The 20762-nt window shown below is 69.2% G+C and carries 31 protein-coding genes; 5 read left to right on the top strand and 26 right to left on the bottom strand.

Annotation, left to right across the window (positions count from 1 at the left end; translation table 11 throughout):
- Position 1 precedes the first annotated feature (1 nt).
- From rpmD to rfbB, 25 genes are all read right to left on the bottom strand, one after another.
- Positions 2-184: a 50S ribosomal protein L30 gene (rpmD, locus tag ACIRRS_RS15360; protein ID WP_030251557.1), complete on the bottom strand. Its 183-nt coding sequence runs from the start codon at positions 182-184 to the stop codon at positions 2-4.
- The gene (gene rpsE, locus ACIRRS_RS15355; protein WP_402970264.1) at positions 184-807 is read right to left on the bottom strand and encodes a 30S ribosomal protein S5; all 624 of its coding nucleotides are present in this window, start codon (positions 805-807) and stop codon (positions 184-186) included. Before rpsE ends, rpmD begins: the two co-directional genes overlap by 1 nt.
- A 48-nt stretch (positions 808-855) precedes the next feature.
- Positions 856-1239 carry a 50S ribosomal protein L18 gene (gene rplR / locus ACIRRS_RS15350; RefSeq protein ID WP_030280785.1) on the bottom strand — a complete coding sequence of 128 codons (384 nt, stop codon included), beginning with the start codon at positions 1237-1239 and terminating at the stop codon, positions 856-858.
- A gap of 3 nt (positions 1240-1242) precedes the next feature.
- Positions 1243-1782 carry a 50S ribosomal protein L6 gene (gene rplF / locus ACIRRS_RS15345; RefSeq protein ID WP_402970261.1) on the bottom strand — a complete coding sequence of 180 codons (540 nt, stop codon included), beginning with the start codon at positions 1780-1782 and terminating at the stop codon, positions 1243-1245.
- Positions 1783-1804: 22 nt separating this feature from the next.
- Entirely contained in the window at positions 1805-2212 is a 408-nt protein-coding gene (rpsH, locus tag ACIRRS_RS15340; RefSeq protein ID WP_030280781.1) for a 30S ribosomal protein S8, read from the bottom strand.
- Positions 2213-2499: 287 nt separating this feature from the next.
- Entirely contained in the window at positions 2500-2685 is a 186-nt protein-coding gene (locus ACIRRS_RS15335; RefSeq protein WP_030055830.1) for a type Z 30S ribosomal protein S14, read from the bottom strand.
- Between the two features lie 4 nt (positions 2686-2689).
- On the bottom strand, positions 2690-3259 hold the full coding sequence (rplE, locus tag ACIRRS_RS15330) for a 50S ribosomal protein L5 (RefSeq protein ID WP_030300393.1): 570 nt from the start codon (positions 3257-3259) through the stop codon (positions 2690-2692).
- Positions 3259-3570, bottom strand: coding sequence for a 50S ribosomal protein L24 (gene rplX, locus ACIRRS_RS15325; protein WP_345286354.1), 312 nt, complete (start codon positions 3568-3570; stop codon positions 3259-3261). The genes rplE and rplX overlap by 1 nt, the downstream gene beginning before the upstream one ends.
- A gap of 15 nt (positions 3571-3585) precedes the next feature.
- Positions 3586-3957, bottom strand: coding sequence for a 50S ribosomal protein L14 (rplN, locus tag ACIRRS_RS15320; protein ID WP_030055827.1), 372 nt, complete (start codon positions 3955-3957; stop codon positions 3586-3588).
- Between the two features lie 102 nt (positions 3958-4059).
- On the bottom strand, positions 4060-4332 hold the full coding sequence (rpsQ, locus tag ACIRRS_RS15315; RefSeq protein WP_402970259.1) for a 30S ribosomal protein S17: 273 nt from the start codon (positions 4330-4332) through the stop codon (positions 4060-4062).
- Positions 4332-4556 carry a 50S ribosomal protein L29 gene (gene rpmC / locus ACIRRS_RS15310; protein WP_031063040.1) on the bottom strand — a complete coding sequence of 75 codons (225 nt, stop codon included), beginning with the start codon at positions 4554-4556 and terminating at the stop codon, positions 4332-4334. Before rpmC ends, rpsQ begins: the two co-directional genes overlap by 1 nt.
- Positions 4556-4975, bottom strand: coding sequence for a 50S ribosomal protein L16 (gene rplP / locus ACIRRS_RS15305; protein WP_031063043.1), 420 nt, complete (start codon positions 4973-4975; stop codon positions 4556-4558). The genes rpmC and rplP overlap by 1 nt, the downstream gene beginning before the upstream one ends.
- Positions 4976-4980: 5 nt before the next feature.
- Positions 4981-5805 (bottom strand): 30S ribosomal protein S3, encoded by an 825-nt coding sequence (gene rpsC / locus ACIRRS_RS15300; protein WP_031063045.1) that lies wholly within the window; start codon positions 5803-5805, stop codon positions 4981-4983.
- Positions 5805-6152, bottom strand: coding sequence for a 50S ribosomal protein L22 (gene rplV / locus ACIRRS_RS15295; protein WP_402970256.1), 348 nt, complete (start codon positions 6150-6152; stop codon positions 5805-5807). The genes rpsC and rplV overlap by 1 nt, the downstream gene beginning before the upstream one ends.
- 83 nt (positions 6153-6235) lie before the next feature.
- Positions 6236-6517, bottom strand: a complete 282-nt coding sequence (gene rpsS / locus ACIRRS_RS15290) for a 30S ribosomal protein S19 (RefSeq protein WP_030055821.1) — start codon at positions 6515-6517, stop codon at positions 6236-6238.
- 11 nt (positions 6518-6528) lie between these two features.
- Positions 6529-7365, bottom strand: coding sequence for a 50S ribosomal protein L2 (rplB, locus tag ACIRRS_RS15285; protein WP_218198386.1), 837 nt, complete (start codon positions 7363-7365; stop codon positions 6529-6531).
- Between the two features lie 46 nt (positions 7366-7411).
- Positions 7412-7729 (bottom strand): 50S ribosomal protein L23, encoded by a 318-nt coding sequence (gene rplW / locus ACIRRS_RS15280; RefSeq protein WP_030280768.1) that lies wholly within the window; start codon positions 7727-7729, stop codon positions 7412-7414.
- The gene (gene rplD / locus ACIRRS_RS15275) at positions 7729-8406 is read right to left on the bottom strand and encodes a 50S ribosomal protein L4 (RefSeq protein ID WP_402970253.1); all 678 of its coding nucleotides are present in this window, start codon (positions 8404-8406) and stop codon (positions 7729-7731) included. Before rplD ends, rplW begins: the two co-directional genes overlap by 1 nt.
- Before the next feature lie 5 nt (positions 8407-8411).
- Entirely contained in the window at positions 8412-9059 is a 648-nt protein-coding gene (gene rplC / locus ACIRRS_RS15270; RefSeq protein ID WP_402970251.1) for a 50S ribosomal protein L3, read from the bottom strand.
- A gap of 14 nt (positions 9060-9073) precedes the next feature.
- Positions 9074-9382, bottom strand: coding sequence for a 30S ribosomal protein S10 (rpsJ, locus tag ACIRRS_RS15265; RefSeq protein ID WP_012785157.1), 309 nt, complete (start codon positions 9380-9382; stop codon positions 9074-9076).
- A 403-nt stretch (positions 9383-9785) separates the two neighbouring features.
- The gene (locus tag ACIRRS_RS15260) at positions 9786-11498 is read right to left on the bottom strand and encodes a phospholipid carrier-dependent glycosyltransferase (protein ID WP_402970248.1); all 1713 of its coding nucleotides are present in this window, start codon (positions 11496-11498) and stop codon (positions 9786-9788) included.
- 299 nt (positions 11499-11797) lie between these two features.
- Entirely contained in the window at positions 11798-12577 is a 780-nt protein-coding gene (locus ACIRRS_RS15255; protein WP_402970246.1) for a glycosyltransferase family 2 protein, read from the bottom strand.
- On the bottom strand, positions 12574-12975 hold the full coding sequence (locus ACIRRS_RS15250) for a DUF2304 domain-containing protein (protein WP_396282725.1): 402 nt from the start codon (positions 12973-12975) through the stop codon (positions 12574-12576). The genes ACIRRS_RS15255 and ACIRRS_RS15250 overlap by 4 nt, the downstream gene beginning before the upstream one ends.
- A gap of 126 nt (positions 12976-13101) precedes the next feature.
- Positions 13102-14418 (bottom strand): hypothetical protein, encoded by a 1317-nt coding sequence (locus tag ACIRRS_RS15245; RefSeq protein ID WP_402970243.1) that lies wholly within the window; start codon positions 14416-14418, stop codon positions 13102-13104.
- Positions 14415-15389, bottom strand: a complete 975-nt coding sequence (gene rfbB / locus ACIRRS_RS15240) for a dTDP-glucose 4,6-dehydratase (RefSeq protein WP_402970240.1) — start codon at positions 15387-15389, stop codon at positions 14415-14417. Before rfbB ends, ACIRRS_RS15245 begins: the two co-directional genes overlap by 4 nt.
- A gap of 82 nt (positions 15390-15471) precedes the next feature.
- Between rfbB and rfbA the strand changes: the two genes are divergently transcribed.
- The 5 genes from rfbA (at position 15472) to ACIRRS_RS15215 (ending at position 20286) form a co-directional block, all read left to right on the top strand.
- Positions 15472-16347, top strand: coding sequence for a glucose-1-phosphate thymidylyltransferase RfbA (rfbA, locus tag ACIRRS_RS15235; protein ID WP_402970237.1), 876 nt, complete (start codon positions 15472-15474; stop codon positions 16345-16347).
- A complete protein-coding gene (rfbC, locus tag ACIRRS_RS15230) occupies positions 16344-16943 on the top strand; it encodes a dTDP-4-dehydrorhamnose 3,5-epimerase (RefSeq protein ID WP_402970234.1) in 600 nt (199 codons plus the stop codon). The genes rfbA and rfbC overlap by 4 nt, the downstream gene beginning before the upstream one ends.
- Positions 16944-17056: 113 nt before the next feature.
- Positions 17057-17959, top strand: a complete 903-nt coding sequence (locus ACIRRS_RS15225; protein WP_402970232.1) for a glycosyltransferase family 2 protein — start codon at positions 17057-17059, stop codon at positions 17957-17959.
- Between the two features lie 61 nt (positions 17960-18020).
- A complete protein-coding gene (locus ACIRRS_RS15220) occupies positions 18021-18965 on the top strand; it encodes an NAD-dependent epimerase/dehydratase family protein (protein ID WP_402970229.1) in 945 nt (314 codons plus the stop codon).
- A gap of 175 nt (positions 18966-19140) precedes the next feature.
- The gene (locus tag ACIRRS_RS15215; protein ID WP_402970226.1) at positions 19141-20286 is read left to right on the top strand and encodes an acyltransferase family protein; all 1146 of its coding nucleotides are present in this window, start codon (positions 19141-19143) and stop codon (positions 20284-20286) included.
- Here ACIRRS_RS15215 and ACIRRS_RS15210 read toward each other — a convergent pair.
- The gene (locus ACIRRS_RS15210) at positions 20276-20740 is read right to left on the bottom strand and encodes a GtrA family protein (protein ID WP_402970223.1); all 465 of its coding nucleotides are present in this window, start codon (positions 20738-20740) and stop codon (positions 20276-20278) included. The two genes, ACIRRS_RS15215 and ACIRRS_RS15210, sit on opposite strands and share 11 nt — an antisense overlap.
- Between the last annotated feature and the right edge of the window lie 22 nt (positions 20741-20762).

The following is a 20762-nucleotide window of genomic DNA, read 5'->3' as shown; positions in this document are numbered from 1 at the left end:
ATCAGTCCACCTCCTCAACCGTCACCAGGTGACGGACCGTCTGGGCCATCCCGCGGATCTCGGGACGGTCCTCCTTCACCACGACGTCGTGCATGCGCTTGAGACCGAGCGAACGCAGGGTGTCACGGTGGTTCTGCTTGCTGCCGATGTACGACTTGGTCTGCGTGATCTTGAGGCGAGCCATCAGGCGCTCACCCCAGCGGCACGCGCCCGCAGCAGAGCGGCGGGGGCCACGTCCTCCAGCGGCAGGCCACGACGGGCGGCGATCTCCTCGGGGCGCACGAGGCCCTTCAGAGCCACCACGGTGGCGTGCACGATGTTGATCGCGTTGTCCGAGCCGAGCGACTTCGACAGGATGTCGTGGATGCCGGCGCACTCCAGGACGGCGCGCACCGGACCACCGGCGATAACACCGGTACCGGGGGCGGCGGGCTTCAGCAGCACGACGCCGGCGGCCTTCTCACCCTGGATGGGGTGCGGGATGGTGCCCTGGATACGGGGGACCTTGAAGAAGTTCTTCTTGGCCTCCTCAACACCCTTGGCGATGGCGGCCGGAACCTCCTTCGCCTTCCCGTAGCCGACACCTACGGTGCCGTCACCGTCGCCCACCACGACCAGCGCGGTGAAGCTGAAACGACGACCACCCTTGACAACCTTCGCGACACGGTTGATCGCGACGACACGCTCGACGTAAGCGGTCTTCTCGACGGCGGGGGCGTTGCCCCGGTCGTCCCGCTTACGGTCGCGCCGCTCGCCACCGCCGGTGCCGCCGCCGGCGCCGCTACCGCGGCGCTGGGGTCCAGCCATTGGAATTACCTCTCTCGATTACGTCCGTCGACTGAGCCGACGAGCGGCTTAGAAGTCGAGCCCGGCCTCACGAGCCGCGTCCGCCAGGGCGGCGATGCGGCCGGCGTACCGGTTGCCCGCGCGGTCGAAGACGACCGACTCGATGCCGGCGGCCTTGGCGCGCTCGGCGACCAGGCTCCCGACCTTCTTGGCCAGCTCGGTCTTGTCGCCCTCGGCGCCCTTGATGGACACGTCGAGGGTGGACGCCGACGCCAGGGTGTGACCCTTGGCGTCGTCGATGACCTGGGCGACCATGTGACGGTTCGAACGCGTCACGACGAGGCGCGGACGCACCTCGGTGCCGACGACGCGCTTGCGAACGCGGATCGCGCGGCGCTTGCGAGCGGCGCTCTTGTAGGCGTTGCCCTTGCCGATCTTGACAGAGACACTCATCGCTTACTTACCACTCTTTCCGACCTTGCGGCGGATGACCTCGCCCGCGTACTTGACGCCCTTGGCCTTGTACGGGTCGGGCTTGCGCAGCTTGCGGATCTTCGCAGCGACCTCGCCGACCTTCTGCTTGTCGATGCCGTCCACGTGGAACTTGGTGGCCGACTCGACGACGAAGGAGATGCCCTCGGGGGCCTCGACGAGGATCGGGTGGCTGTAGCCCAGCTGGAACTCCATGTTGGAGCCCTTCGCCAGAACTCGGTAGCCGACACCGCTGATCTCCAGCGACTTGCGGTAGCCCGCGGTCACGCCGGTGATCATGTTCGCCACCAGCGTGCGGGAAAGGCCGTGCAGGGCCTTCGACATACGCTCGTCGTTGGGGCGGGTGACGAGCAGCGTGCCGTCCTCGCCCTTACCGATCTCGATCGGCGCGGCGACGACGTGGGTGAGGGAGCCCTTCGGGCCCTTCACCGAGACCGCCTGGCCATCGATGGTGACGTCCACGCCAGCGGGGACCTGGATGGGCAGCCGTCCAATGCGCGACATTGCTGTACCTCCGTTTCCCGAATTACCAGACGTAGGCGAGAACTTCTCCGCCTACGCCCTTCTTGGCGGCCTGCTTGTCGGTCAGGAGGCCGGAGGACGTGGAGATGATCGCCACGCCCAGGCCGCCGAGAACCTTCGGCAGGTTGGTGGACTTTGCGTAAACGCGCAGACCCGGCTTGCTGATGCGCTTGATGCCGGCGATGGAGCGCTCACGGTTGGGGCCGAACTTGAGCTCGATGGTCAGCTTCTTGCCGACCTCGCCCTCAGCGGGCTCCTCAACCTTGTAGGAGGAGATGTAACCCTCCTGCTGCAGGATCTGGGCGACGTGCGCCTTGATCTTGCTGGCCGGCATCGCCACGGAGTCGTGGTACGCCGAGTTCGCGTTACGCAGACGCGTGAGCATGTCTGCGATGGGGTCGGTCATGGTCATGATGGCCTCAGGCCTCTCTCGCCGTGGTTTCTCCGCGCCAGGTCCCCCCGCCGCACTCCGAGGAGTGCGGCGGGGGCACAGACGCAGGGGACCTGCGGCGTCGTAAGACTGGGTGCGAGCCCTCTCCGAAGAGGGCCACCGGCGTCCATGGGGAAGCCGTGGCAGGGGGCCCGACCCCACTACCTTACGGGAATCCGTACGGCAGCCCAAAAACGGGCCATGTGGGATCGGGCACCTCTGCGTCGCTGACTGTGTACCTGGAGCCTGGGCCCTCTACGGGGAGAGGACTACCAGGAGCTCTTGGTCACGCCCGGCAGCTCGCCGCGGTGCGCCATCTCACGGAGGCACACACGGCACAGGCCGAACTTGCGGTACACCGAGTGCGGACGGCCGCAGCGCTGGCACCGGGTGTAGGCCCGGACGCCGAACTTCGGCTTGCGCTCGGACTTCGCGATGAGGGACTTCTTCGCCATTGGCTCACGCCTCCTTGAACGGGAAGCCCAGAGCGCGCAGGAGCGCCCGGCCCTCGTCGTCGGTCTGAGCGGTGGTCACGACGGTGATGTCCATACCGCGCTGACGGTCGACCTTGTCCTGGTCGATCTCGTGGAACATAACCTGCTCGGTCAGACCGAAGGTGTAGTTGCCACGGCCGTCGAACTGCTTCGGGGAGAGGCCACGGAAGTCACGGATACGCGGCAGGGCCAGCGACACCAGACGGTCCAGGAACTCCCACATGCGGTCACCACGGAGGGTGACGTGGGTGCCGATCGGCTGGCCCTCGCGCAGCTTGAACTGCGCGATGGACTTGCGAGCCTTGGTCACGGCCGGCTTCTGACCGGTGATCGCGGTCAGGTCGCGGATCGCGCCCTCGATCAGCTTGCTGTCACGGGCGGCCTCGCCGACACCCATGTTGACGACGACCTTGACCAGGCCGGGCGTCAGCATGACGTTCTCGTACGAGAACTGCTCCTGCAGCTGACCCTTGATCTCGGAGTTGTAACGCTCCTTGAGACGGGGGGTCACCTTCTCAACAGACGTCTCAGACATCAGATGTCCTCACCGGTTCGCTTGGCAACGCGGATCTTGTTGCCCTCGTCGTCGAAGCGGTAACCAACGCGGGTGACGACCTTCTTGCCGTCCTTCTCCACGACCAGCTGGACGTTGGAGACGTGCACGGGGGCCTCGACGGTGACAATGCCACCCTGGGTGCCCGGGCCCGGCTTGGTGTGCTTCTTGACCCGGTTGACACCCTCGACCAGGACCTTGTTCTCAGCGGGGATGGCCTGGATGACCTTGCCCTGCTTGCCCTTGTCCTTGCCGGTGATGACCTGGACCAGGTCACCCTTCTTGATCTTCATGCTGTTCGCCATGAGTTAGAGCACCTCCGGCGCCAGCGAGATGATCTTCATGAACTTCTTGTCGCGCAGCTCGCGGCCCACCGGGCCGAAGATGCGGGTACCGCGGGGGTCGCCCTCGGTGTTCTTGAGGACGACGGCGGCGTTCTCGTCGAACCGGATGTACGAACCGTCGGGACGACGGCGCGACTTCACGGTACGGACGACGACGCACTTGACGACGTCACCCTTCTTCACCGAACCGCCGGGGATCGCGTCCTTGACGGTGGCGACGATGACGTCCCCGATACCGGCGTAGCGGCGACCGGAGCCACCGAGAACGCGGATGCAAAGGATTTCCTTCGCGCCCGTGTTGTCGGCGACGCGCAGTCGCGACTCCTGCTGGATCACAGCTTTCTCCTGATCGTCAACGAGAGCTGACGGGCCGGCCGCTGCTCACACCGGCGCTCGCAAGGAGCCTGGTGCACATACGGCCGTACCGCATCAACTTCGTTACTTGGCCTTCTCGAGGATCTCGACGACGCGCCAGCGCTTCGTCGCGGACAGCGGCCGGGTCTCCATGAGGAGGACACGGTCGCCGATACCGCACGCGTTCTGCTCGTCGTGCGCCTTCAGCTTGTTGGTACGGCGGATGACCTTGCCGTACAGCGCGTGCTTGACGCGGTCCTCGACGGCGACGACGACGGTCTTGTCCATCTTGTCGCTGACGACGAGACCCTCACGGGTCTTGCGGAAGCTGCGCGTCTCGTTGGTGTTCTCAGTCATCAGGCGTTCTCCACCGTCTCGATGCCCAGCTCGCGCTCGCGCATCAGGGTGTAGATCCGCGCGATGTCCTTACGGACCAGCTTGAGCCGGCCGTGGTTGTCGAGCTGCCCGGTCGCCGCCTGGAAGCGGAGGTTGAACAGCTCCTCCTTGGCCTCGCGAAGCTTGGCAACGAGGGCCTCGTTGTCCAGCTGACGAAGCTCAGCAGCCTTGGTAGCGGCCGACATCAGCTTTCACCGTCCTCGCGCCGGACGATCCGGCACTTCATCGGAAGCTTGTGCGCGGCACGCGTGAGCGCCTCGCGCGCAGTCTTCTCGTTCGGGTACGACAGCTCGAACATGACCCGACCCGGGTGCACGTTCGCGATCCACCACTCCGGCGAACCCTTACCGGAACCCATGCGGGTCTCGGCCGGCTTCTTGGTGAGCGGGCGGTCCGGGTAGATGTTGATCCAGACCTTGCCACCACGACGGATGTGACGGGTGATCGCGATACGAGCGGACTCGATCTGTCGGTTCGTCACGTAGGCCGGGGTCACGGCCTGGATGCCGTACTGGCCGAACGCCAGCTCGGTGCCACCCTTCGCAGCGCCGCGGCGCTTCGGGTGGTGCTGCTTGCGGTGCTTGACCCTGCGGGGGATCAGCATTGGGGTCAGGCCTCCGTTCCGGTGTTCTCTGCAGCCGGAGCCTCGACCGCAGCCGGGGCCTGGGCCTCGGCAGCGGCGGGACGACGGCCGCGGCCACCGCGCTCGCCACCACGGCGCTCGCCACCGCGGGCGGGACGACCACCCTCGGGACGGGCCGGGCGGTTGCCCGAGCGGGCAGCGGCGTTCTCAGCGCGGACCTCGGCGATGTTCTTGACGTCGCCCTTGTAGATCCAGACCTTCACGCCGATGCGGCCGAAGGTCGTCTTGGCCTCGAAGAAGCCGTAGTCGACGTTCGCGCGGAGGGTGTGCAGCGGCACACGGCCCTCGCGGTAGAACTCCGAACGGCTCATCTCGGCGCCGCCGAGACGACCGGAGCACTGGACCTTGATGCCCTTGGCGCCGGACTTCATGGTGCCCTGCATCGACTTGCGCATGGCACGGCGGAAGGACACGCGGGAGGACAGCTGCTCCGCGACGCCCTGAGCCACGAGCTGGGCGTCCAGCTCGGGGTTCTTGACCTCGAGGATGTTCAGCTGGACCTGCTTGCCGGTCAGCTTCTCCAGGTTGCCCCGGATCTTGTCGGCCTCCGCGCCGCGGCGACCGATGACGATGCCCGGACGAGCGGTGTGGATGTCGACGCGGACGCGGTCGCGGGTGCGCTCGATCTCAACCTTCGAGATGCCGGCGCGCTCCATGCCCTTCGTCATCATGCGACGAATGGCGACGTCTTCCTTGACGTAGTCCTTGTACAGCTTGTCGGCGTACCAGCGGGACTTGAAGTCCGTGCTGATGCCGAGCCGGAACCCGTGCGGGTTAACCTTCTGGCCCATTACCGGGTTCCTTCCTTGCTGCTGACGACCACGGTGATGTGGCTGGTCCGCTTGCGAATCCGGTAGGCACGGCCCTGGGCACGCGGACGGAACCGCTTCAGGGTCGGGCCCTCGTCAACGTACGCCTCGGAAATGAAGAGGTCGTCCACGTTGGAGTGGTTGTAGTTGTGCGCGGCGTTGGCAATGGCGCTGTCGAGCACCTTGCCGACCGGCACGGTGGCAGCCTGCGGAGCGAAACGCAGGACGGCCTGGGCCTCCGTGGCATTCATGCCACGGATGAGGTCCACCACGCGGCGGGCCTTCATGGGCGTCACGCGGATGTACCGCGCCTGTGCCCTGGCTTCCATGGTTGTCCCCTTAATGGAGTAAGTCATTGAGTCTTCTTGGCGCGCAAGCTCAGCCCAGTGGCGCGGGGCCACTGACGGGCTTCCTAGCGGCGCTTCGACTTCCGGTCATCCTTCACGTGGCCACGGAAGGTGCGGGTCGGAGCGAACTCGCCGAGCTTGTGGCCGACCATCGACTCGGTGACGAACACCGGGACGTGCTTACGGCCATCGTGAACCGCGATCGTGTGGCCGAGCATGGCCGGGAAGATCACGGAACGACGGGACCAGGTCTTGATGACGTTCTGGGTACCCGCCTCGTTCTGCGCGTCCACCTTCTTGAGAAGGTGGCCGTCAATGAAGGGGCCCTTCTTGAGACTGCGCGGCATCTGACCTGCTCCTAGCGCTTCTTGTTGGTCTTGCGGCGGCGCACGATGAGAGCGTCCGACGCCTTCTTCGGGCGACGGGTGCGACCCTCCTTCTGGCCCCACGGCGAGACCGGGTGGCGACCACCGGAGGTCTTACCCTCACCACCACCGTGCGGGTGGTCGATCGGGTTCATGGCGACACCACGCACGGTCGGGCGAACGCCCTTCCAGCGCATACGGCCGGCCTTGCCCCAGTTGATGTTCGACTGCTCGGCGTTGCCGACCTCGCCGACGGTCGCGCGGCAGCGCGCGTCCACCAGGCGGATCTCACCGGAGGGCATGCGCAGGTGCGCCATCTTGCCCTCACGAGCCAGCAGCTGGATGCCCGCACCGGCGGAGCGGGCCATCTTGGCACCGCCACCGGGACGCAGCTCCACCGCGTGGATGGTGGTACCGACCGGGATGTTGCGCAGCGGCAGGTTGTTGCCCGGCTTGATGTCGGCGCCAGCGCCGTTCTCGATCCGGTCACCCTGCGCGATGCCGCGCGGCGCGATGATGTAGCGCTTCTCGCCGTCCGCGTAGTGCAGGAGCGCGATGCGCGCAGTGCGGTTCGGGTCGTACTCGATGTGCGCGACCTTGGCCGGCACGCCGTCCTTGTCGTGACGACGGAAGTCGATCACGCGGTAGGCGCGCTTGTGACCGCCACCCTGGTGGCGAACGGTGATCCGACCGGCGTTGTTACGGCCGCCCTTGCTGTGCAGGGGGCGAACCAGCGACTTCTCCGGCGTGGACCGCGTGATTTCTACGAAGTCGGCCACGCTGGAGCCACGACGGCCCGGCGTAGTCGGCTTGTACTTGCGGATGCCCATTTGGCTCTCTCGTCCTCGTCCTAATCGACGATCACGATCTCCCTATTCAGGAGACCGGACCACCGAAGATGTCGATGCGGTTGCCTTCGGCCAGCGTCACGATGGCGCGCTTGGTGTCCTTGCGCTTGCCAAAGCCCGTCTTGGAGCGCTTGCGCTTGCCCTGACGGTTGATCGTGTTGACAGCCTCGACCTTGACCGAGAAGACCGCCTCGACGGCCTGCTTGATCTGGGTCTTGTTGGCGCCCGGCGACACGATGAACGTGTACTTGTTCTCGTCGAGGAGCGAGTAGCTCTTCTCCGAGATGACCGGCTTCACCAGGACGTCACGGGGGTCCGTGAACGTCTTGCTCGTAACGTCGCTCATCAGGCGGCGCTCCCTTCGAGCTCGCCCTCAGCGGCAACGGCCTTGGCGGACGCGGCCGGACCGGCCACGAAACGCTCGAAGGCGGCCTGGGTGAAGACCACATCGTCGGAGACGAGCACGTCGTAGGTGTTCAGCTGACCGGCGTCCAGGATGTGCACGTGCGGCAGGTTGCGAGCGGACTTCAGGCCCAGCTCGTCCTCGCGCTCGACGACCAGGAGGACGTTCTTGCGCTCGGTGATCTTGCCGAACAGGCTCTTGGCGGCCTTGGTCGACGGCGCCTCGGTCGCGGTCACGTCGGTGACGACGTGAATGCGGTTGTGGCGGGCCCGGTCGGTGAGCGCACCGCGCAGGGCGGCGGCGATCATCTTCTTCGGGGTCCGCTGCGAGTAGTCGCGCGGCACGGGACCGTGCACGACGCCACCGCCGGCGAACTGCGGCGCACGGGTCGAGCCCTGACGGGCGCGGCCGGTGCCCTTCTGGCGGTACGGCTTCTTGCCGCCACCGCGGACCTCGCCACGAGTCTTGGTCTTGTGGGTGCCCTGACGGGCCGCAGCGAGCTGCGCCACGACGACCTGGTGCATCAGCGGAACGCTGACCTTCGCGTCGAAGATCTCGGCCGGCAGCTCGATGCTGCCGGTCTTGTCGCCAGCCGGCGACAGGATGTCAATGGTGCTCATATCCTTCACAGCCCCTTCGCCGCGGTGCGGACGAGGACGAGGCCGCCGTTCGGGCCCGGGATAGCGCCCTTGATGAGCAGCAGGCCCTTCTCCGCGTCGACCGCGTGCACGGTCAGGTTCTGGGTGGTCACACGCTCGTGGCCCATCCGACCAGCCATGCGCATGCCCTTGAACACGCGGCCCGGGGTGGCGCAGCCACCGATGGAGCCGGGCGAGCGGTGCTTGCGCTGGGTGCCGTGACCGGCGCCGAGGCCCTTGAAGTTGTGACGCTTCATGACACCGGCGAAGCCCTTGCCCTTGGAGGTGCCGGTCACGTCGACCTTGACACCCGCCTCGAACAGCTCGGCGGTGATCTCCTGGCCCAGGGTGTACTCGGACGCGTCCGAGGTACGGAGCTCGACCAGGTGGCGGCGCGGGGTGACACCGGCCTTGGCGAAGTGGCCCGCGAGGGGCTTGTTCACCTTGCGGGGGTCGATCTCGCCGAAGCCGATCTGCACGGCGTCGTAGCCGGACGGGCTGTCGGCGGTGTGGACCTGGGTCACGACATTGGGCCCAGCCTTGACGACGGTCACCGGAACGACCCGGTTGTTCTCGTCCCAGACCTGGGTCATGCCGAGCTTCTCGCCCAGGATGCCCTTAATCTGCTTAGCCATCTTCGGTGCGCCTCTCAGAGCTTGATCTCGATGTCGACGCCCGCCGGCAGGTCGAGACGCATGAGCGAGTCAACCGTCTTCGGCGTGGGGTCGAGGATGTCGATCAGACGCTTGTGAGTACGCATCTCGAAGTGCTCGCGCGAGTCCTTGTACTTGTGCGGCGAGCGGATGACGCAGTACACGTTCTTCTCAGTGGGCAGCGGCACCGGGCCCGCGACCTGCGCACCAGTACGAATCACCGTCTCGACGATCTTCTTCGCCGAGGAGTCGATGACCTCGTGGTCGTAGGCCTTGAGCCGGATGCGGATCTTCTGTCCCGCCATGGCTACTCAGTAGTCCTTTGTCCTTAGTCGCTGCACGACTCCTCCGCCGACCCCCGCGCTCGGGCGTGTCGCCCTCGCGCTTGCAAAAAACCGGCGAAGTAATCCGTCGGTTTCGAACTTTGGGGTGGGGTGAGCCGGATCGAAGCCCCGCGTACGCTTCCCGGAAGATTCCCGTACGTCCGCCCCGCAGCTGCCGTGGCGTAGAACTCACGCTTGACGGCCATCACGGGAACGACGAGTACATGGGACTCGCTTCCGGTCCTCCCGGCGGGAGGCGCGCAGCATCGGCACTCAACCGAGCAACTTGGACATACTGCCACATGGAGCAGCCCAAACACCAATCGGGGCCGGTGAGACGTACCTCACCGGCCCCGATCGGGTCGACTTCGCCGCGTTCAGTGCGTCAGTGCTTGCGCCAGATCATCCAGCCGGCCTTCGTGTCCACACGGTCCACCTGCCACTTGAGCGGGTGGTTCGGCCAGTACGACTCGGGGGTGGCGCCCTCGGCCGGGGCCGGGGTGATGATCACGTTGGCCTTGTCCGGGATCTCCTGCCAGAGCGGGTCGCGGTACCAGACCCGGCCCGGGTAGATCATGTAGGTCTGCGTCGCCCGCAGGCCCCAGTCCACGTTCCAGGAGATCGCCACGTTGTCCCCCGGCTTGATGCCGGCGTCCTTGGTGAAGCCCGTCGCCGTGGACTTGCGCCACTTCGCGAACGGCGTGGTGACGTGCTCGGTGATGGTGACGTTCGCGAAGCAGGCGAACAGCGCCAGCGAGACGCCGAGCGCCCACAGCACCTTGCGGCCGCCGGAGACCAGCAGCAGCACGAGGCCGGCCAGGATCACGAAGGCGGCGGCCGTCGTCCGCATCATGTTGAGCTTGGTCCAGTCCCCCGCCAGGAACGTGATGTCCGGCATGCCCCACAGCACGAACACCTGGGTGCGCAGCTTCGAGCCGGCCGAGAGGATCACGCCCTGGGCGAGCACCAGGACGAGGGCCGCCGTCGCGAGCGTCGTGTAGACCACGCGCTTGCGGGTGAACCGGACGAACACCGCGACGCCCGCCAGGAAGAGCGAGGGGATCAGGTACGAGGTGTACCGGGCGTACACCCAGTCGTCGATGCGGCCGTCGTCCGGCAGCGTCGCCGCGGCGGCGAAGGCGGTGCCGACCAGCAGCGCCACCATGACGCCGCCGACGATGCGGTCCTGGCGCCTGAAGCGGCCGCTGAACACCGCGACGGTGCAGACCACGACGGCCAGGCCCGAGATCCCCCAGGTGGAGACGATGAAGTACCAGATCTGACCGATGGTGCGGGTCAGGGTGCGCTGGAGGATGTCGCCGTTGGTCAGGCCCTCGATCAGGTGGTCGCTGACCTTGCTCTTGCCGGCCGTGTAGTGCTGGGTCAGCCACCAGTTGAGGCCCTTGGCGAAGCCCACGCCGCCGCCGAGCACGACCAGGCCCAGCACCGTCGTCCGCCAGGGCGCCCAGCGCAGCGCCAGCACGCCGAGGAGCACCACGGCCGTCAGGGCGACCACGACGCCGCCGCGGTCGTGGGTGGCCATCGAGTAGCCGGCCGCCGCGCCCATCCCGGCGGCGTACCAGGAGCGCCGCTTCAGCGGGCCCTCGGACAGCCAGCCGTGCATGCAGAGCAGCCAGGAGAGGATCAGCACCGGCAGGACGACGTCGGACATCGCGAACTGCGAGTAGAAGATCACCGGCGGCAGCAGCGCGGTGACGCCGCCGAAGACGTACGCCAGCAGCCGGCGCACGCCCAGGCGGCGCAGCGCCACGTAGGCCAGCGGGAAGACCAGCGCGTTCAGCAGGGCGTTGAGGCCCAGGACCAGCTGGTAGGCCAGCACCGGGTCGGTGGTGAGCCGCAGCGCCGGGGAGATCAGCAGCGGGTACCCGCCGGGGATGACCTCGCCGACCGGGATCTCGGTGGTGGCACGCCCGGCCAGGGCCCGGGAGAGGACGAGGTAGGAGTCCTCGTCCGGGTGAACCGTCGGGAAGCTGAGCCCCTTGACGAGCGACAGCCGGAAGAGGACCTCCAGCACGTACCCGACGGCCAGGGCGGCGGGCCAGAACCAGCGGCGGGTCCTCAGCTCGTCGAACCTCACCGCCGCCCGGAGGAACCACTCCGGCGCCCGATCACCGTCCGCCGGTGACGTTCTCGCCGGGGCATCATCGCGATGCTCCTCGACGATCTCTGCTGATGTCTGCACTGAAGTCCGACTCTTCCCGTGGATAGGCCGGCTCTACGCGAGACCCGGCAGGCCGTCCGGCCCGGATCACGGCCGGGGCGGGCCCTGGGCGCCGCCGGCTTCGGCCGGTTCGTGGAGTTCACGCTAGCAAGTTGCACAGAACCCGTGAGAACGACGGGTTCTACTCCGTTCACGCACCGGCGGCGACCCGTGGTTCAGCGGCGGCCGGCCAGCTCCCGGCTCGGCGCGGCGGCCGTCCTGGTGGCGGGCTTGATCTCCTTGATGTGCTTGGGCATCCGGCGGATCATCGCGAGCAGCAGGACGAGGCCGGCCCTGGCGAGGTAGATGGTCGCCTTGATCGGGGAGGCGCTCGGGGTGCCGGTGGTGCGCTCGCGCATCGCGACGGGGACCTGGCGGATCACGAAGCCGCAGCGGGCCGCGCCGACCATGCTCTCGATCGTGTCGCCCAGGTACTCCACCGGGTACCACTGCGAGAAGAACTCGATCATCGGCTTGTTGCAGGCCTTGAAGCCCGACGTGGTGTCGGTGAGCTTGGTGCGGGCGACGCGGGAGAGCACCACCGAGAGCAGCTTCATGGCCCAGGAGCGCGGGCCGCGCACCTTGTAGGAGCCCTCGCCGGCGAAGCGGGCGCCGATGACGAGGTCGGCCTCGTCGAGCTTGGCGATCAGCGAGGGGACGTAACTCGGGTCGTGCTGGCCGTCCGCGTCGCACTGCAGGGCGATGTCGTAGTCGTGCAGGTGCGCGTACCGGTAGCCGAAGCGCATGGCCCCGCCGACGCCCAGGTTGTACGGCAGCTGCGCGACCTTGGAGCCGTACGCGGCGGCGACGGCGGCGGTGTTGTCCACCGAGCCGTCGTCGACGACGAGGGTGTCCACGCCGGGCAGCTTCTGCTGGATCTCACGGAGGATCTTGGGCAGACCCTCGGCCTCGTTCCAGGCCGGGAGGATGATCAGTACCCGCTTGCCGTCGATCATGCCGTCACCCCGGGGTCGGTCGCCTTCGTGGCGTCGTTGTTGCTGCGCGCGATCGGGTAGTCGTGGTGCTCGGCCAGGTAGGCGCGCATCATCGCGACGTCCTCGGCCAGGGTGCGGGTCTCGGCCTCCAGCCGGGAGGCCTCCCAGCTGAGGTGCAGCGAGACCAGCAGCAGGAGGACGAAGCCCGCGAAGAGGACCAGGCTGACGCCGGAGGCGATGCCGAGCTTGCGGGCGGTGGAGTCCAGGATCGTGGGGAAGAACCCGAGCGGTGCGACGACGACACCGATCGCGAGCCAGATCGCCGCGTACTTCTCCCGGAGTTGCTGTCGGCGCAGCAGCTCCAGGATGTAGACGAGCACCAGCACGCCGGTGATCGAGGTGATGATGGTGAGATGCACGACTGGGGGCGCCTTTCAGCGACAGTGGCGTGGCCGGGTAATCACAGTGTAAAAGGCGTGGCGTAACGCGCTTGCCGCCGCCGGTTGTGCTAGGGCCCCGGGTGACGGGACCTCAGGCTCGAAGACTCAGGCCTCGGACGACCGGGACGCCGCCAGAGGTGCGCGCTGGTCCGTCACGACCCCGGCCGGAGCGGTCAGGGAGCGGCTCAGCGCCCATAGCATGGCAGCCGCGCTCACCGCGGCACCAGCCAGGTAGGCGAGTTCGACGCGGGTGGCGATCGCCCCCGGTACCAGGGTGACCGCGACCAGCACCGCGGTGCCGGCCAGCCAGGAGAACAGCTGACGCTGGTGGCGGCCCAGCGAGAGCAGCGCCTGGCCGAAGACGGTGGCCAGCATGTAGCAGAGCGTGCCGAGCGAGAGCCACAGGAAGTCCAGCGGGCCGAGCACGTCCTGGGCCTTGAAGAAGATCCGGATCGCCCACGGGCCGAGGACCACGGTGGGCAGCCCCGCGACGGTGCACATCAGCACCACGATGCCGCCGGTGCGCAGCAGCACCTTGCGGAACTCCCCGTGGTTGCCGGCCGCCGCGGCGCCGGACAGCGAGGAGACCAGCGAGGCCTGGATGGCGGCGTACGCGAAGAGCGGCACGCGGGCGAGCACCACGGCGTTGAGCAGCGCCGCGATCAGCGCCTTGGAGGAGGGCGACAGCACGCCGACGCTGACGACCGCGGCGTTGACCATCAGCTGCGCCAGCAGCGTCGAGCCGGTCAACAGGCCGAGCCCGGTGACGACGTCGCGCCAGGCCGGGGCCGGGCCGCCGCGGCGGTCGGCGAGCACCGAGCGCATCCCGATCACCGAGGCGGCGAGCGGCGAGACGACCAGGATCAGGCTGAACGCGAACGCCGAGTGCACGCCGAAGAGCGGGATCAGCGCGGCCAGGCCGATCCGCAGGCCGCCGTCCACGCCCAGCTGGAGGCCGTACGCGCCGAACCGGCCGAGGCCTGCCAGCGCGCCGCGGGCCACCGAGCTGACCGCCAGGCCGACCAGGGCGCCGGCCATGCCGGCGACCAGGCCGATGTCGCCGGAGAAGAACCGGTCGGCGATCGGACGGGCCGCGGCCGCGACGGCGGCCAGCACCAGGGCGAGCACCACGACGGTGGCCAGCAGCACCCGCCGGATGGCCGGCCCGGGGCCCTGGCCGGCCACGTCGCGCGCGGCCACGAGCCGGTTGAGCTCCAGCTCCACCGGCGAGAACAGGCCGTATCCGACCGACATGACCAGGGTCCACAGCATCGAGACCCCGGCCACCTGGGTGGTGTCCAGGCCGTGCCCGGCGAGCGCCAGGAAGATGTACGAGGAGGCGCCGAGGACGACGGTGCCCCCCGCGACGAGCCGCACGCCGGGGGGCAGCGCCCCCAGCAGCCTGGCCACCGGGTTCGTCATCGCAGGGCGGCCTTGGCCTTCAGCGGCTCCCACCAGGCGCGGTTCTCGCGGTACCAGGCGATGGTGGCCGCGAGGCCGTCCTCGAAGCGGACCTGCGGGGTGTAGCCCAGCTCCTCGCTGATCTTGGTGATGTCGAGGGAGTAGCGCAGGTCGTGGCCCTTGCGGTCGGCGACCGGCTCGACCGAGGACCAGTCCGCGCCGGCGGCCTGGAGCAGCAGCTCGGTGAGCTCCTTGTTGGTCAGCTCGGTGCCGCCGCCGATGTTGTAGACCTCGCCGGAGCGGCCCTTGCGCATCGCCAGCTCGATGCCGCGGCAGTGGTCGGAGACGTGCAGCCAGTCGCGGATGTTGCCGCCGGTGCCGTACAGCGGCACCTTCCTGCCGTCCAGCAGGTTCGTGGTGAACAGCGGGATGACCTTCTCCGGGAACTGGTAGTGCCCGTAGTTGTTGGAGCAGCGGGTGACCACCACGTCCATGCCGTGGGTGCGGTGGTACGCCAGCGCCAGCAGGTCGGAGCCGGCCTTGGAGGCGGAGTACGGGGAGTTGGGGGCCAGCGGCCACTCCTCCGTCCAGGAGCCCTCGGAGATCGAGCCGTACACCTCGTCGGTGGAGACGTGGACGAAGCGGCCGACGCCGTGCTTGCGGGCCGCGTCCAGCAGGACCTGGGTGCCCAGGACGTTCGTCACGACGAACGGGCCGGCGCCCTCGATCGAGCGGTCGACGTGCGACTCGGCGGCGAAGTGGACGACGACGTCGTGACCGGGCATCACCTGGTCGACGGCCTCGGCGTCGCAGATGTCGCCGCGCACGAAGGCGTAGCCGCTGTGGTCGGCGACGGGGGCCAGGTTGGCCTCGACACCGGAGTAGGTGAGCTTGTCGAAGACGGTGATCTGGTCGGTCGCGCCGGCGCCGAGCAGCTGGCGGACGAACTCTGAACCGATGAACCCGGCGCCGCCGGTGACGAGGATGCGCATAGTGCGGGCAGTCTACCGGGGTGGCGTGAACCCTCCGCCCCGGGTCGGCGTGGGCTTCCCGGCCTCACATAAGCTGCGTGGTATGCGTGGAATCCTTCTGGCCGGCGGCACCGGCTCCCGACTCTGGCCGCTGACCCGGGCTGTCTCGAAGCAGCTCCTCCCGGTCTTCGACAAGCCGATGATCTACTACCCGCTGTCGACCCTGGTGATGGCCGGGATCAGCGAGATCCTCATCATCACGACCCCCCAGGACCAGGAGCAGTTCCAGCGCCTGCTCGGCGACGGCTCCCAGTTCGGGCTGAAGCTGGAGTACGCCGTCCAGGAGAAGCCCGAGGGCATCGCCCAGGCCTTCGTCCTCGGCGCCGACTTCATCGGCGACGAGCCCGTCGCGCTCATCCTGGGCGACAACATCTTCCACGGCAGCGGCCTGGGCACCCGGCTCGCCCAGCGCACCGACCCGCAGGGCGGCATGGTGTTCGCCTACCCCGTCGCCGACCCGACCGCCTACGGCGTCGTCGAGTTCGACCCCGAGGGCCAGGTCATCTCCATCGAGGAGAAGCCCACCGCCCCCAAGTCCCGCTACGCGGTGCCGGGCCTCTACTTCTACGACAACCGCGTGGTGGAGATCGCCCGCGACCTCACGCCGAGCGCCCGCGGCGAGCTGGAGATCACCGCCGTCAACGAGGAGTACCTCAAGCTCGGCGAGCTGCACGTCACCGTCCTCGACCGCGGCACCGCCTGGCTGGACACCGGCACGTTCGTCTCGATGGTCCAGGCCTCCGAGTTCGTCCGCGTCATCGAGGAGCGCCAGGGCTTCAAGATCGGCTGCATCGAGGAGGCCGCCTGGCGGGCCGGCCTGATCGACGACGCGCAGCTGCGCGAGCTGGCCGAGCCCCTGTGCAAGAGCGGCTACGGCGACTACCTGATCGCGCTGCTCGACGAGGAGGCGGCCAAGTGAAGTTCCGCGAGCTGTCCATCGAGGGCGCCGTCGAGGTCACCCCGCAGCAGCACGGCGACCCGCGCGGCCTGTTCATGGAGTGGTACCGCTTCGACCACCTCCAGGAGGCCGTCGGCCACCCGCTGCGCCTGGCCCAGGGCAACCTGTCGGTGTCCGCCAAGGACGTCGTGCGCGGCATCCACTTCGCCGACGTCCCGCCCGGCCAGGCCAAGTACGTCAGCTGCGTGCGCGGCGCCGTGCTCGACGTGATCGTCGACCTGCGGGTCGGCTCCCCCACCTTCGGGACGTGGGAGTTCGTCCGCCTCGACGATGTCGACCGCAGGTCGGTGTACATCGCCGAGGGCCTCGGCCACGGCTTCTGCGCGCTCTCGGACGACGCCACGCTGTCGTACGTCTGCTCGGAGACCTACAACCCGACCGGCGAGCACGCGGTGCACCCGCTCGACCCGGACCTGGGCATCGAGTGGCCGACCGACGCCCCGCAGCTGTCCGCCCGCGACGCCGCGGCCCCCACGCTCGCCGAGGCGATCGAGAGCGGCCTGCTGCCGGACTACGAGAAGTGCCGCGCGTACACCGAGGGCCTGCGCCTCGGCTGAACCCGGCCGGACCGACGGCGACGGGGCCCCGCGCGCGGCTCAGTATGATGGGCGCGCCGCGGGGCCCCGCCCCGCCCGCCGGCCCCGAACCGACCACCGGATGTGCCTCCACCATGACCACCCTGGAAATCCTGCTGCCGTACTACGGTGACGTCGCACTGATGCAGGAAGCCGTCCGCAGCGTGCTGGCCCAGACCGACCCGGACTGGCGCCTGACCGTCGTGGACGACGGCAAGGAGCCCGGGGTCCCGGAGTGGTTCGCCGAGATCGACGACCCGCGGGTGCGGTACTTCCGCAACGAGCAGAACCTCGGCGTCACCGGCAACTACCGCAAGTGCCTGGGCCTGGCCGAGCACGAGCACATGGTGTTCATGGGCACCGACGACGTGATGCTCCCCGAGTACGTCGCCACGATCCGCTCGATCCTCACCGAGCACCCGGGCGTCGCGATGATCCAGCCCGGCGTCCAGGTCATCGACGGCGAGGGCCGGCCGAGCACCTCCCTGGCCGACGAGTCCAAGCGCCGCATCTACGCGCCCAAGCAGCGCGGCCGCGTGCTGATGGGCGGCGAGGACCTCGCCGTCAGCCTGCTCAAGGGCAACTGGCTGTACTTCCCGTCGATCTGCTGGCGCACCGAGGCCGTGAGGACCACCGGCTTCCGCGACAACCTGGAGATCATCCAGGACCTCGCCCTGGTCGTCGACCTCCTCCAGGCCGGCGAGCAGATGGTGGTGGACGACCACCGGGTCTTCCAGTACCGCCGGCACGCCGTCAGCATCTCCTCCTCCTCGGCGTTCAGCGGCACCCGCTTCACCGAGGCCCGCCGCTACTTCCTCGACGCCGCCGACCGCCTCGACGCCCAGGGCTGGTCGCGGGCCGCGCGCGCCTCCCGGGTGCACCTGTCCGCCCGCATCCACGCCCTCACCCTGGTGCCGGGCGCGATGCGCGCCGGCCAGTGGCAGGGCGCCAAGGCGCTGCTGCGCAACGCCACCAGCACGGCCCGCCGGCCCCGCTGACCCCTCTTCGAGAACCTTCGAGACCCTCCGAGAACCCCTGAGAACCCCTGGAGTCCCCGCAATGAGCGCACCGCACACGGCCCCGGCCCGGGTGGCCGTCCTCGGTGGCACCGGCTTCATCGGCCGGGTGCTCGGCGCCCGCCTGCTCGCGCAGGGCGCCGAGGTGGTCAGCCTCGCCCGCAAGGCCCCCGCGGAGCCCGCGCCCGGCCGGTTCGTCGCCTTCGACCTCTCCACCGGGGACCCGGCCGAGCTCACCGCGCTGCTGGAGCGGGAGGGCGTCGACACCGTCGTCAACGCGGCCGGCGGCATGTGGGGGCTCAACGACGAGCAGATGTACCAGGCCAACGTCGTCCTCACCGAGCGGCTGATCGAGGCCGTCGCCGCGATGGCGACGCCCGCCCGGCTCGTCCACCTGGGCACCGTCCACGAGTACGGCATGGCCCCGGTCGGCACCAGCCAGCACGAGAGCGACCGGGCCGCGCCGGTCATGGAGTACGGCAAGCTCAAGCTCGCCGCCACCGAGGCCGTCGTCCGCGCCGTCGAGGCCGGCCGGATCAGCGGCGTCGTGCTGCGCCTGGGCAACGTCGTCGGCGCCGGCCAGCCCGGCCACAGCCTGCTCGGCGTGATGGCCTCCAAGCTCGACGAGGCCCGCCTCGCCGGCGAGACCGCGCAGCTGTCCCTCCAGCCGCTGACCGCCCTGCGCGACTTCGTCGACCTCACCGACACCCTCGACGCCGTCCTGCTGGCCGCCGCCGACCGCTCGGCCCCGGCCGTCGTCAACGTCGGCACCGGCAGCGCCTCGACCGCCCGCCGGCTGGTGGAGCTGCTCATCGAGGAGAGCGGCGTCCCCACCGAGATCACCGAGGTCCCGGCGCCCGCGGGCACCGGCCCGGAGACCGAGTGGCAGCAGCTCGACGTCACCGTCGCCCGCGAGAGCCTCGGCTGGACCCCCCGCCGCACCCTGCGCGAGGCCGTCCGCGAACTCTGGCTCGCCCAGGTCGCGTAGGCGCCTCCCCCGTCGTGTCGCGGCGTCCGGAGCACCGCTCCGGGCGCCGTACGGTTTTCCAGCGCCGGTCCGTCCACGACCGGCCCCAGCAGCAGTACCGGTTCCGCCGCATCGGGGAAGAGCCATCGGACAGACCGCGCCACCCGCTCAGCGCCGCACCCTCGCCGACCTCACGGTGGGCCGGGCCAACGCCTTCGGCGCGCTGCGCCTGCTCCTGGCCGTCGCCGTCGTCGCCTCGCACGTCTACCCGATCGGCTGGGGGCACCCGGATCCGCTCTGGGACTGGAGCGGGCAGCAGACCGACCTGGGCAAGAGCGCCGTCGTCGGCTTCTTCGCGATCTCCGGCTTCGTCATCACCGGCAGCGCCCTGCGGCTGAGCCCCGCGCGCTTCGTCTGGCACCGGATGCTGCGGATCGTCCCCGGGCTCCTGGCCTCGCTGCTGTTCTGCGCGACCGTCCTGGCCCCCCTGCTGTACCTGTGGCAGCACGGCACCCTGAAGCACTTCTGGACCCGTCCCGACGGGCCGCTCGGCTACGTGACCAGCCTCGGCAGCAACAGCCCGCTGGCCGGCTGGGACGTCTCGGGCGTGATCTCCTCCGGCATCCGGGCGGGGACCAACTTCGACCCCAGCTTCAACGGCGCGCTCTGGTCGCTCAAGTACGAGCTGCTCTGCTACCTGCTGGCGGCGCTGCTGGCCGCCGTCGGCCTGCTGCGCCGGCGGGCGGCCGTCCCCGCGCTGGCGGCGGCGCTGTGGCTGCTGATCGTCTCCGGCGCCGTCGACCTCCCCGCCGGTGTCCCCCCGGCGGGCGGGCCCGGCGTCACCCTGCCCGGCGCGGGGCGGCTCACCTGGCACCTGCTCACCGGGCTGGGCTTCACCTTCCTGCTCGGCGCCGCCTGCCGCCTGCACGCCCGCCGCGTCCCGCTCGACGACCGGGCGGCGGCGGCCGCCGCGCTCGCGCTGCTGGGCACGCTCCGCTGGGGCGGCTTCGCGGCGTTCGGCCAGCCGGCCCTGGTGTACCTGCTGTTCTGGGCGGCCGCCCGGCTGCCCCGGTGGTGCCGGGCCGTCGACGCGGTCGGCGACTTCTCGTACGGCGTGTACGTCTACGGCTTCCCCGTCGAGCAGGCCCTGGCCCTGCGGGGGTTCGCCGCGTACGGCCAACTCGGCTTCTTCGCCTGCGCGTTGGCGGTGACGGCCGCGCTCGGCGCGCTCTCCTGGTACGTGGTGGAGGAGCCCGCGATGCGGCTGCGCAACCGGACGCCCCGGCTCCCGCCGTGGCGCGGGAGCCGGACGGAGGACGCCCGGCCGGGCGTCACTTCTTGAAGACCCAGACCTTCATCAGCAGGAAGCGGACGATCGTGGCCAGGCCGTTCGCGACGATCAGACCGCCGACCTCGACGGCCTTGGAGGCGTGCGGCGCCGCGTAGTCGAGCAGGGCGAGGACGCCCGCGCTCAGGGCGAGGCCTATCACGAAGGCGACCAGGCCCTGGAGCTGGTGCCGCAGCGCGCCCTCGCTGCCCTTGATGCCGAAGGTGAAGCGCCGGTTGGCGGCCGTGTTGGCGACGGCGCTGACCGCGAGCGCGATCAGGTTGGCCACCTGCGGGTCGACGACCCACCGCGCCGCCACGTACAGCCCGAGGTAGAAGAGCGTGCTCAGGACGCCGATGATCGCGAACGCCGGGAGCTGGCGCTTGGTCGTACCAGCGGTCGTACCGGGGCCGGAAGGCGTCTGCTCGGCGGCGCTCAGCATGCCGGTCGTCTCGTTCGTGGAAGCCATGTGGGAACCCATGCGATCTGCT

Origin of the sequence: Kitasatospora sp. NPDC101183 (genome assembly GCF_044767945.1) — a bacterium.
GTDB lineage: Bacteria > Actinomycetota > Actinomycetes > Streptomycetales > Streptomycetaceae > Kitasatospora.
Note: the sequence above shows the minus strand (reverse complement) of the source record. Positions and strands in the feature narration are given on the sequence as shown.

Bases quoted from the DNA above. Each gene is read 5' to 3' on its own strand.
- ACIRRS_RS15210 (WP_402970223.1), bottom strand. From the start codon at position 20,740: ATGGCTTCCACGAACGAGACGACCGGCATGCTGAGCGCCGCCGAGCAG.
- rplP (WP_031063043.1), bottom strand. From the start codon at position 4,975: ATGCTGATCCCCCGCAGGGTCAAGCACCGCAAGCAGCACCACCCGAAG.
- ACIRRS_RS15245 (WP_402970243.1), bottom strand. From the start codon at position 14,418: ATGACGAACCCGGTGGCCAGGCTGCTGGGGGCGCTGCCCCCCGGCGTG.
- rpsQ (WP_402970259.1), bottom strand. From the start codon at position 4,332: ATGACTGAGAACACCAACGAGACGCGCAGCTTCCGCAAGACCCGTGAG.
- rplE (WP_030300393.1), bottom strand. From the start codon at position 3,259: ATGTCTGAGACGTCTGTTGAGAAGGTGACCCCCCGTCTCAAGGAGCGT.
- rfbB (WP_402970240.1), bottom strand. From the start codon at position 15,389: ATGCGCATCCTCGTCACCGGCGGCGCCGGGTTCATCGGTTCAGAGTTC.
- rpsS (WP_030055821.1), bottom strand. From the start codon at position 6,517: ATGCCGCGCAGTCTCAAGAAGGGCCCCTTCATTGACGGCCACCTTCTC.
- rpmC (WP_031063040.1), bottom strand. From the start codon at position 4,556: ATGTCGGCCGCTACCAAGGCTGCTGAGCTTCGTCAGCTGGACAACGAG.
- ACIRRS_RS15335 (WP_030055830.1), bottom strand. From the start codon at position 2,685: ATGGCGAAGAAGTCCCTCATCGCGAAGTCCGAGCGCAAGCCGAAGTTC.
- rfbA (WP_402970237.1), top strand. From the start codon at position 15,472: ATGCGTGGAATCCTTCTGGCCGGCGGCACCGGCTCCCGACTCTGGCCG.
- ACIRRS_RS15220 (WP_402970229.1), top strand. From the start codon at position 18,021: ATGAGCGCACCGCACACGGCCCCGGCCCGGGTGGCCGTCCTCGGTGGC.
- rplX (WP_345286354.1), bottom strand. From the start codon at position 3,570: ATGAAGATCAAGAAGGGTGACCTGGTCCAGGTCATCACCGGCAAGGAC.
- rplV (WP_402970256.1), bottom strand. From the start codon at position 6,152: ATGGAAGCCAGGGCACAGGCGCGGTACATCCGCGTGACGCCCATGAAG.
- rplD (WP_402970253.1), bottom strand. From the start codon at position 8,406: ATGAGCACCATTGACATCCTGTCGCCGGCTGGCGACAAGACCGGCAGC.
- ACIRRS_RS15225 (WP_402970232.1), top strand. From the start codon at position 17,057: ATGACCACCCTGGAAATCCTGCTGCCGTACTACGGTGACGTCGCACTG.
- rpsC (WP_031063045.1), bottom strand. From the start codon at position 5,805: ATGGGCCAGAAGGTTAACCCGCACGGGTTCCGGCTCGGCATCAGCACG.
- rplF (WP_402970261.1), bottom strand. From the start codon at position 1,782: ATGTCGCGCATTGGACGGCTGCCCATCCAGGTCCCCGCTGGCGTGGAC.
- rplW (WP_030280768.1), bottom strand. From the start codon at position 7,729: ATGAGCGACGTTACGAGCAAGACGTTCACGGACCCCCGTGACGTCCTG.
- rplC (WP_402970251.1), bottom strand. From the start codon at position 9,059: ATGGCTAAGCAGATTAAGGGCATCCTGGGCGAGAAGCTCGGCATGACC.
- ACIRRS_RS15255 (WP_402970246.1), bottom strand. From the start codon at position 12,577: ATGATCGACGGCAAGCGGGTACTGATCATCCTCCCGGCCTGGAACGAG.
- rplB (WP_218198386.1), bottom strand. From the start codon at position 7,365: ATGGGCATCCGCAAGTACAAGCCGACTACGCCGGGCCGTCGTGGCTCC.
- rplR (WP_030280785.1), bottom strand. From the start codon at position 1,239: ATGAGTGTCTCTGTCAAGATCGGCAAGGGCAACGCCTACAAGAGCGCC.
- rpsE (WP_402970264.1), bottom strand. From the start codon at position 807: ATGGCTGGACCCCAGCGCCGCGGTAGCGGCGCCGGCGGCGGCACCGGC.
- rpmD (WP_030251557.1), bottom strand. From the start codon at position 184: ATGGCTCGCCTCAAGATCACGCAGACCAAGTCGTACATCGGCAGCAAG.
- rpsJ (WP_012785157.1), bottom strand. From the start codon at position 9,382: ATGGCGGGACAGAAGATCCGCATCCGGCTCAAGGCCTACGACCACGAG.
- rpsH (WP_030280781.1), bottom strand. From the start codon at position 2,212: ATGACCATGACCGACCCCATCGCAGACATGCTCACGCGTCTGCGTAAC.